Below are 6,092 nucleotides of genomic sequence, written 5' to 3'. Positions count from 1 at the left end.
TTTTCGAGCCGCAGTGTCCACGTATTCCGCCAGCGAAACCACGTGGCGGGAGTCTCGATGATCGTGATGATGCCGCGCACGGCAAAGTCGACGAGTTGGCTCGCCACCGCTTTCGTCGAGCGCTTCGTAAGAATCGCGGCTTCCAGCAACGTGAGCCCGCGCGGTGGGAGGTACTCGGCGACAATGACTGGCCGCCCGGCCGCGTCGCGATAGCGGGTCGCGCGCAGCACAACGGCGTAGGCAGCGGCCGCCAGTGCGATCGCGATGCTCAACAGTTGAAGCCATCCCCACGCCGAGGCGGTGTACGACGTATCGAACAGCGTGAAGGTGCCGGGGGCGAATCCGACCGCAATCGTGACCGTTTGATAGGGCCCGAGCGCCAACTCGTCAACGCGCAGGGTGTCGTCGGTCAGCGTGATAGCGCAGCGCTCCGTTGATCCGGCGTAACCCCGGTAACACGCCTGTTCGCCCGTGAGCGCACTACTGAGGCCATCGGCGAGCACGACGACGCCCGAGACGCGCCCGAATGGCTGGGCCCAGTCGGTGCCCGTGAGGTTCCAGTAGAACTCGTCGGCGTTCGAGTTGGCGAAGTAGTCGACGACGTCACGTTGCGAATAGGTGATCACATAGGTCTGTTCGCCGCGCACGAATTGTCCCTCGGGCACGGCAGCGATGATGTCGACGATGCCCGAGCCATACTCCACGTCAAACTCGCGAGGCTGACCATCACCATCGGTCACCGACACCACCGTCAGGCTCGTCGTGTGCCCCTGATACGTGGCCGGGAGCGAGCGACGGATGCCGCGATTTTGGTCGTAGTCAGGAAACCGTGCGACCAGCGTTTCGGTTGTCAGCAACGTCGCGTGTCCGTCGGCATCGCGCCCGAGTTCGTAGACCACGTCGAACGAGTCGAACGTGAAGTCGTTGACCCCCGTGCGCACAGGGCCACCGGTGACCGCCGAGAGCGCCGATGACGCGCGACCCTGTTGCGCGGACGAGTCGGGCGCGGGGCCACTCGCGAGAGGCTCGGGCGCGCGCACGACGATCAGCACGACGGTCGTGATGGCGACGGCGATCGCCAGCACCGCGGCCACGATCGGAATGACGAAACGACGCATAGGGGAACGCTACCGGCTGCGCTCTCGCGAAACGAGAGCGCCGTAGGCTGAGCGCGTGCCCGAGAGCGTGCCGAGCCCTGACGATGTCGCGGTTGAGCGACTTCGAGCCCTCGTGCGCCTTCCGACCATTGCCCGACCGACGGCAGGGCCCGGTCCACGGGCCGACCGCGCCGTGTTTGAGTCGCTCATCGCCGCGCTGCCGACGCTGTATCCCCGCGTGCACTCCGCACTCGAGCGCGAACGCCTCGGCAGCGACCCCGACGGCGGGCCGGGGTACTCGCTGCTCTACCGCTGGCGCGGGAGCGACCCTGCGGGCGCCGAGACTCCGACGATGCTCATGGCGCACTACGACGTCGTCGCCGCGACCGACGAGGGCTGGCAGCATCCCCCGTTTGCCGCTGACCTCGTCGAGCACGAGGGTGAGCCCGTGGTGTGGGGCCGCGGAGCCATCGACGACAAAGGAGCCCTCGCCGCCGTGCTCGAGGCTGTTGAGCGCTTGCTCGAGGCAGGCTTCACGCCGCGCCACGATGTGCTGCTGGTGTTCGGTCACGACGAAGAGGTAGCCGGCACGGGCGCCCAAGCTGTGGCCGCCGTGTTGGCCGAGCGGGGAATCCGCCCAGCACTCGTTCTCGACGAAGGCGGGGCAATTGTTCGGGATGCTTTTCCGGGCCTCGATGAACCGTTCGCGCTCATCGGCGTCACCGAAAAAGGCATCACGACTCTGCGATTGCGCGTGCAACAGCTCGGCGGCCACGCCGCAAGCCCTCCCCCGTTCGCGGCGACCGAGCGGCTCGCCCGCGCGATTCTGCGGCTGAACGCCCGGCCGTCGCGCGCGCGACTCGACCCCACGATTCGCCGCATGCTGCGCACTCTCGGAGCTCGGGCGCGCCAACCGTTCCGCTCACTCTTCACGCGCACCGACCTCAACGCTCCACTCATCCTGCGCGCGCTGCTGCGGCGCGGCTCGGAGATCACGGCGCTGTTGCGCACCACTCGAGCCGTGACCGAACTGCGCGCCGGGCACGCGGCCAACGCGCTTCCCGAGAGCGCCGAAGCGACCGTCAACGTGCGCATCGCGCCGTGGTCGAGCGTGGCCGAGGCCGTTGACGAGGTGCGGCAGGCGATTGCCGATGAGCTCATCGAGATCGAGGTGCTGCAGCCGAGCGAACCCTCGCCCGTGTCGCCGGCCGAGGGTGAGGCGTGGGATGACCTCGTCGCGAGCATCCACGCAGTGCACCCGGGCTTGCTCGTGAGCCCCTACGTCATGATGCAAGCGAGCGACTCACGGTTCATGACCGGCATCAGCGACCACGTCTACCGCTTCACGCCGTTTCGGCTGAGCGCCGACGAACGTGCGTGCCTGCACGCCAAGAATGAGCGCATCAGAGTCAGCGCGTTTCTCGAGGGCGTGCGCGGCTACGAGGCCTTGCTGCGGCGTCGCTAGCGGTGTCGACGCTATGAGCCCCGGGCTGCCTGTGCGTGCACCGTCACCAGGCGACGGGGGGCGTCGGTCACGACGCCGTCGACCCCAAGGTCGAGAGCCTGTTGCCACAGGTCGCCGCGATTGAGCGTGTAGACGATGACGGTGAGCCCCGCCTTTTGCAGCATCGCGGCCGCCTCCGGCTCGACGCGGAACGAGCGCAAACTCGTCACGATGGTGGTGGCCCCGACCGAGGCAGCAAAGTCCACAGGGTCGTCGGGTAGCCGTCGCACGATCACCGCGCGTGGCAGAGAAGGTGCCTCTTTCCAGAGCTCGAGCAGAGTGGGCAACTCGAAGCTCGCGAGCACCACCCGATCTTGAATGCCGAAGCGGTAGATGCCCGCGATGATCGGGCGCATCGCATCCACCGTCCACAGGCCCTTGAGTTCGATGAGCGCGCGAACGTCAGAACCCTGCAACAGCGGCAAGACCTCATCAAACGTGGGGATGCGCGTGCCCGCCCACGCGCTGCCGTACCAGCTGCCCGCATCAAGCACGCGAAGTTCGGCGAGCGTGCGATCAGCGAGCGGACCCGAGCCGTTCGTCGTGCGGTCGAGCAGCTCATCGTGGAACACCACCACCTGCTCATCGGCCGTCATGTGCAGGTCAAACTCGAGCACGTCGGCACCGCTCGCGAGCGCTGCCTCGAATGCGGGAATGGTGTTCTCGGGAGCCTCGGCGGGAGCACCGCGATGGGCGATCGTCAGGGGCACACCATCGTTGAGAATGATCGACCCGAGGGGCTGGGCGGCATAGACGGTGGCTGCCGTGTGATCGATCGCGAGAACGGCGACGAGGGCGAGCGTGGCCGTGAATGAGGCGGCCGTGCGACGGAATGAGTACCGGCGCGCCGAGACTCGGCGCGAGCGGTCACTCGGTCGTTGCATCGGCACAGCCTCCACAGCAGGGGTACCGCGTCATTGCGGTGCCGCCATGCTAGCGCAGTCCGTTACCGTTTCGTGACCTGAATGCGGGTTGCCGCCGTCTTGGCGATCGTCGTTGCCATGCCGCTGAAGATGATGCCGTGAAACGGGAACACGGCAGCCCAATACAGTCGGCCGCCGAGCCCGGTCGGAAAGAAGACGGCGCGCTGAATGAGTCGCGATCCCCCGCCCGGGCGAGGCTCAACCGTGAACTCGAGCCACGCTCGCCCCGGCACCTTCATCTCGGCGCGCAACCGCAAGAACCGCCCGCGCTCGAGCGTCTCGACGCGCCAGAAGTCGACGGCCTCGCCCGGCGCCAGCCGGTCGGGGTCGCGTCGCCCACGGCGCAGACCGACCCCGCCGACGAGCTTGTCGAGCCACCCACGCGCCGCCCAGGCGACAGGAAGGGAATACCAGCCGTTGTCACCGCCGATGCCTTCGACGACGCGCCACAGGGCCTCGGGCGGCGCTGCCGAGTCGGCCTCTTGCCGGTCGGTGTAGACCGTGTGGCCGCTCCAGTCGGGGTCGCTCGGCAGCAGGTCGCTGGGCGCCCCGCGCACCGTCGCGTTTTGCCACGTCGTCTCGACTTCGCCCTCACGCATTTTGGCGAGCGCGTAGCGCACGGCTCGGCGATAGCCCGTGAGCCCGCCGGCCGGCGGAGCAATGAACTCATCGATGTCGTGCTCACCGCACACGGCGTCATACTGCAGGCTCGAAATGATGGGCACCGCGAGCGCGCGCGGAATCGGCGTCACGAGATTGACCCACTGGCTGGCGAGATACGGAGTCAGCACGGGCAAGCTCGCGATGGGGCGTTGCTTGAGCCCAGCCTCCACGGCATAGCCGTTCATCATTTGGCCGTAGCGCAGCACGCTCGGGCCGCCGATATCGAACGTGCGATTGACCTCGGCCGGCAGGGTTGCCGCGCCGACGAGGTAGTGCAGAACATCCCGAACCGCAATCGGCTGAATGAAGTTGCGCACCCACTTCGGGGCCGGCATGTAGGGCAGAACCTCGGTGAGGTGCCGAATCATCTCGAAGCTCGCCGAGCCCGAACCAATCACGACGCCGGCCTGCAACGCTGCCGTCGGCACGCCGCTCGCCAAGAGAATGTCGCCCACCTCTTTGCGGCTGCGCAGGTGTGGCGAGAGTTTGCCGTCGGGGTGCAGCCCACCGAGGTAGACGATGCGATTGACCTGTGCGGCAGCGGCCGCTGTGGCCACCGTGGATGCCACGTGCCGCTCGGTGCGCTCGAAGTCACCCGCACTGCTCATCGAGTGCACGAGGTAGTAGAGCACCTCAACACCGACCAGCGCGCGCGCGACATCGGCCGCGTTCGCGAGGTCGCCGGTTGCCACCTCAACCTCGCTCGCCCACGGCACGTCACGCAACCGCACCGGGTCACGCACGAACACGCGAACCTCGTGGCCCGCCTCGAGCAAGCGCGGAACCAGTCGGCCGCCGATGTATCCCGTGGCTCCCGTGACGAGCATCTTCATGGCGCAACGCTAGAGGCGCGTGCTGAGAGTTGCCCCGCGGGTCGTAGCGTAAAGGGGTGCAGGTGGCAGAGAGCGAACGGCGAGCGGGCATCCCGCCTCGTGTGATCGCGTGGTTTGCCGCGAACGCTCGTGACCTGCCCTGGCGACGCCCCGGCTTTAGCGCGTGGGGCACGCTCGTGAGCGAGATCATGCTGCAGCAGACCCCCGTCGCGCGCGTCATTCCCCGCCTCGAGCAGTGGCTCGCGCGCTGGCCGAGCGCCGACGCTCTCGCCGCTGACTCCCCCGCCGACGCCGTGCGCGCGTGGGACCGCCTCGGCTACCCCCGACGCGCTCTGGCGCTGCACGCCGCCGCCGTCGCCATTAGCGAGCGACACGGCGGCATTGTGCCCGACGACGTGGATGCCCTTCTCGCCCTCCCCGGAATCGGCGACTACACCGCCCGAGCCGTCGCCGCCTTCGCGTATGGAAAGCCTGTGCCGGTCGTCGACGTCAATACGCGCCGGGTATTGGCCCGCGCGGTTCTCGGTCATGGTGACGCCGGGCCCGCGCGCACGCGCGCCGATCTCGCGCTCATGCAGGAGCTGCTGCCCAGCGACCCCGCCGAGGCGCGGCAGTTCAACGCTGGCGCCATGGAACTCGGCCAGACCGTGTGCGTCGCCCGCACCCCGCGGTGTGAGGTCTGCCCCATCGCCGAGCTCTGCGCGTGGCGCACGGCCGGCTACCCCGAGTACGAGGGGCCCGCGGCACCGCGCCAAGCGCGCTTCGAGGGCAGCGATCGTCAGGTGCGCGGGCTCATCATGCGCGAGTTGCGTCAGAGCGACACGCCCGTGCCCGCCGAGGTCATCGAGAGCCTGTGGGCGGATGCGGTGCAGCGCGATCGCGCCCTCACCGGGCTGCTCGCCGACGGCCTCGCCATCGGCTCACCCGACTCGGGATACACCCTGCCCGGCTCGGTACTATAGGCGCACTTCATCCAGACTCCGGAGGACACCATGACCCGCACCGAGAAGTTCACCGTGGCGCTCTTCAGCCTGTTTTCGGTGCTCATCATCGTGCCCGGGCTGGTCTTTGC

5 protein-coding genes are annotated in these 6,092 nt (G+C 68.1%); 2 read left to right on the top strand and 3 right to left on the bottom strand.

Features of this window, described 5'->3' with window-relative positions; all coding sequences use genetic code 11:
* Positions 1-1,118 (bottom strand): DUF2207 domain-containing protein (locus SFU54_RS03075; RefSeq protein ID WP_319014848.1); only part of this gene is annotated, 1,118 nt, incomplete at its 3' end.
* A gap of 55 nt (positions 1,119-1,173) precedes the next feature.
* Here SFU54_RS03075 and SFU54_RS03070 point away from each other — a divergent pair.
* Positions 1,174-2,562, top strand: coding sequence for a M20/M25/M40 family metallo-hydrolase (locus tag SFU54_RS03070; RefSeq protein WP_319014847.1), 1,389 nt, complete (start codon positions 1,174-1,176; stop codon positions 2,560-2,562).
* 11 nt (positions 2,563-2,573) lie between these two features.
* Here SFU54_RS03070 and SFU54_RS03065 read toward each other — a convergent pair whose 3' ends face one another.
* On the bottom strand, positions 2,574-3,485 hold the full coding sequence (locus SFU54_RS03065) for a glycerophosphodiester phosphodiesterase (protein WP_319014846.1): 912 nt from the start codon (positions 3,483-3,485) through the stop codon (positions 2,574-2,576).
* Between the two features lie 62 nt (positions 3,486-3,547).
* Positions 3,548-5,020 carry an SDR family oxidoreductase gene (locus SFU54_RS03060; protein WP_319014845.1) on the bottom strand — a complete coding sequence of 491 codons (1,473 nt, stop codon included), beginning with the start codon at positions 5,018-5,020 and terminating at the stop codon, positions 3,548-3,550.
* A 56-nt stretch (positions 5,021-5,076) separates the two neighbouring features.
* Between SFU54_RS03060 and SFU54_RS03055 the strand changes: the two genes are divergently transcribed.
* The gene (locus tag SFU54_RS03055; protein WP_413466548.1) at positions 5,077-5,982 is read left to right on the top strand and encodes an A/G-specific adenine glycosylase; all 906 of its coding nucleotides are present in this window, start codon (positions 5,077-5,079) and stop codon (positions 5,980-5,982) included.
* The last annotated feature ends 110 nt before the right edge of the window (positions 5,983-6,092 follow it).

The organism is Microcella sp. (assembly GCF_033763155.1).
In the GTDB taxonomy this organism is placed as follows: domain Bacteria; phylum Actinomycetota; class Actinomycetes; order Actinomycetales; family Microbacteriaceae; genus Microcella.
This window is presented reverse-complemented; position numbering and strand designations above follow the sequence as displayed.